Source organism: Sphingomonas sp. LH128 (assembly GCF_000293195.2).
GTDB lineage: Bacteria > Pseudomonadota > Alphaproteobacteria > Sphingomonadales > Sphingomonadaceae > Novosphingobium > Novosphingobium resinovorum_A.
Genome location: NZ_ALVC01000356.1, coordinates 1 through 3,487, shown reverse-complemented (window position 1 = coordinate 3,487; position 3,487 = coordinate 1). Strand labels below are relative to the sequence as shown.

2 protein-coding genes and 1 pseudogene are annotated in these 3,487 nt (G+C 62.3%); 1 reads left to right on the top strand and 2 read right to left on the bottom strand.

Translation table 11 applies throughout. The features are described 5' to 3' along the window. Window positions 1–818 (bottom strand): IS110 family transposase (locus tag LH128_RS24730; RefSeq protein ID WP_008832427.1); only part of this gene is annotated, 818 nt, incomplete at its 3' end. 187 nt (window positions 819–1,005) lie between these two features. Next, window positions 1,006–2,094: pseudogene (locus LH128_RS24725) on the bottom strand (IS5 family transposase). Window positions 2,095–2,221: 127 nt separating this feature from the next. Here LH128_RS24725 and LH128_RS24720 point away from each other — a divergent pair. After that, entirely contained in the window at window positions 2,222–3,244 is a 1,023-nt protein-coding gene (locus LH128_RS24720; RefSeq protein ID WP_008832424.1) for an IS110 family transposase, read from the top strand. Window positions 3,245–3,487: the final 243 nt, after the last annotated feature.

The following is a 3,487-nucleotide window of genomic DNA, read 5'->3' as shown; positions in this document are numbered from 1 at the left end:
GGATCACCGGCACGACTGACCCCGCCGTTCCGATCTATCTCGCCCGATTGATATTTTCGCGGCGTCAGGCCGAAGCAGGGACCGACTGACTTGGACGATCGAAAGCGGGCAGGATTATCGACCGCGGCACGGTAGGTAAGCGCGACAATCGCGCCAACGCCTGGCGCGGTCATGAGCCTCCGGCATACGGCGTCGGTGCGAACGATATCCCGGACCTGCCCATCCAGGACAGCCAGCTGCGCGCGTAATACTTGGCGCACAACGAGCAAGGGTTCCATGATGGAGGCAAGCGTTGCATTGCCCGAGACTATGTCGCGGACGGCATCATCCCAACGGCCCCGCAGCAGTCGGCCGAGGCGCAGGCCGAAACCCTTCAACAACCCGCGTACGCTATTCTCGATGTCCTTCTGCCGGCGCATCAATGTCGACCGCGCGGCCAGCAACGTACGCTGCTCGCGGGCGGGAATGGTCTTGACGTGCACCGGCCTGAACCAGCCCGAGCGCAATAGCTGGGCCATACCCCGGGCGTCGTTGCGGTCCGTCTTCATGACCATCGCCGACAGCGCAGCGCGGACCTGCCGGGTCTCCATCAGAACCGGCTCAATCCCTGCGTCCTGGAGGCCGCGAAAAAGCCATTCCGAAAGCGGTCCGGCCTCGAAGCCGACCAGTTCGAGTTCAGCGCTGTAGGGGGCCAGGCAATGGGCGATCGCCTCCGGATCGCTAATCGTCACTGCTTCCAACAGAATATTGCCACCGGCGTCGATCACGCAAATCGCCGTCTTATCCATAGAAACATCAAGCGCGGCATAGGCAGTCATGGCTTTCCTCCTCGATAGGGGATGCTCAATATGGGGCGAATCGCACCCAATGACCGCATCTCGAAGAACCGTCTGATTTCGGCATGATGGCGACGTGAAGGCGCGCAAATTGACGGTGAGCCCCGGTTTTTGGGTGCTGATCCGCTGATTTCCGTGTCGGAACCGGCTGCAGGGGCCGGTTTTTGCGTCATGCGGGCGCAGGACGCCCCTCAAGCCAGGCAAGACGCTGGAAGTTATAGGCCAGGTTGACCATCCCGATCTTGATGCGGGCGCGGGCGATGCCGATGGTCCGCACGACCAGCCCCATGCGGTGCTTCTGCCCGGCGAACAAGTGCTCGACCGCCGAACGCACGGCGGATCGTTTTGCATTGGCCCTGGCGATGCGTTCGGGCATCGGCCGGCGCGGCAGCTTCTTCTGGTGGATGTGGCTGGTGAACATCCCCTTGGCGAGGAACGCCTCGTTCTTCTTCGACCGGTAGGCCGTGTCCGCCCAGACCCCCGAGCCGGTGTTGTCCTTGCTGACCACATCGGGCAGTCGTGCACCATCGTGAGCATTGGCGGCGCTGGCGTCCCAGGTACGGATCAGACCATGGGTCCTGTCGATGCCGATGTGGTTCTTGTAGCCGAACATCGGGATAGCGAGGTCGACCGGCTTGAACGCCTTGGGATCGGCGCCTTCCTTCACCTTGGCCTTGGTGTACTTGACGCTCCAGCGCGCGTCGCGATCCTTCTGGCGGAGCTTGGCGGGTTTTACTTGACAGGCCTCGGGAACGCACCCCTCCTTGATCGCCATCTTCTCCACTTCGGTATTCCGTTGTTTCGGCGCCGGCACGACCGTGGCATCGATGATTTGGCCGCCCATGGCCAGATAACCCCGATCGGTCAGCGCGGCATCGAAGCGGGCGAACAGCCGGTCGATCGCCCTGGCCTTCACGAGGCGCTCGCGGAACAGCCATACCGTCGTCGCATCCGGCACCGTGCCGTCGAGCCCAAGGCCCAGGAACCGCTGAAACGACAGCCGATCCTTGATCTGAAACTCGGTTGCCTCGTCTGACAACGAGTACAGTGCCTGCAGAACCAGGATCTTGAACATCAGCACAGGGTCGAACGGCAGACGTCCGCCCTTGGCGCGCGGGGCGCGTCGCAGGGCGGCGACCAGCGGTCAACGGAAAACCTCGAAGTCAACGACGGCCGCCAACCGCTCCAGCGGATCGCCCGCTGCACTCAGCGCCTCGTACTGGTTCGAAAGATCAAAGAAACCCGGCTGTCCCGCCATTACCGCCTCCGCTGTCGCGCAATGGCAGTGAATCAGTTCAGGCCGCTATGCACCAGAGGTTTTTCGAGATGCGGTCATTGGGTGCGATTCGCCCCATATTGAGCATCCCCTATCGAGGAGGAAAGCCATGACTGCCTATGCCGCGCTTGATGTTTCTATGGATAAGACGGCGATTTGCGTGATCGACGCCGGTGGCAATATTCTGTTGGAAGCAGTGACGATTAGCGATCCGGAGGCGATCGCCCATTGCCTGGCCCCCTACAGCGCTGAACTCGAACTGGTCGGCTTCGAGGCCGGACCGCTTTCGGAATGGCTTTTTCGCGGCCTCCAGGACGCAGGGATTGAGCCGGTTCTGATGGAGACCCGGCAGGTCCGCGCTGCGCTGTCGGCGATGGTCATGAAGACGGACCGCAACGACGCCCGGGGTATGGCCCAGCTATTGCGCTCGGGCTGGTTCAGGCCGGTGCACGTCAAGACCATTCCCGCCCGCGAGCAGCGTACGTTGCTGGCCGCGCGGTCGACATTGATGCGCCGGCAGAAGGACATCGAGAATAGCGTACGCGGGTTGTTGAAGGGTTTCGGCCTGCGCCTCGGCCGACTGCTGCGGGGCCGTTGGGATGATGCCGTCCGCGACATAGTCTCGGGCAATGCAACGCTTGCCTCCATCATGGAACCCTTGCTCGTTGTGCGCCAAGTATTACGCGCGCAGCTGGCTGTCCTGGATGGGCAGGTCCGGGATATCGTTCGCACCGACGCCGTATGCCGGAGGCTCATGACCGCGCCAGGCGTTGGCGCGATTGTCGCGCTTACCTACCGTGCCGCGGTCGATAATCCTGCCCGCTTTCGATCGTCCAAGTCAGTCGGTCCCTGCTTCGGCCTGACGCCGCGAAAATATCAATCGGGCGAGATAGATCGGAACGGCGGGATCAGTCGTGCCGGTGATCCGGCGGTCAGGGTCGCTCTGTTCGAGGCAGCGCACGTTCTGATGACGCGCGTGGCGAAATGGTCGAAGATCAAGGCCTGGGCAATGAATATCGCCAAGCGCCGCAGCGCGAAGCGCGCCAAGGTCGCGCTCGCCCGCAAGCTTGGCATCATTCTGCACCGGATGTGGGTCGATGAAGCCGACTTCAGGTACGGCCAGCCGGCATAGCCTTCGAGGAGAGAAAAGATGCCCGGATACTCAGCTACGTAGAGGTCCCCTGCGGGTGACCGGCGAGGGGACGATGGTCAGGGACAAGCCGCTGGACGCTTTGGCGATCAACGCCGTTTTCGAGATCGGCTACCCTGATTTTTCCGACCGCATCATGTGACGACCACGCGTCGATCACGGACAGAAGCATGAACCCCAAGTCGATCTACCTTGCAGTCCCGCACCCAATGACAGAAGGTGTCC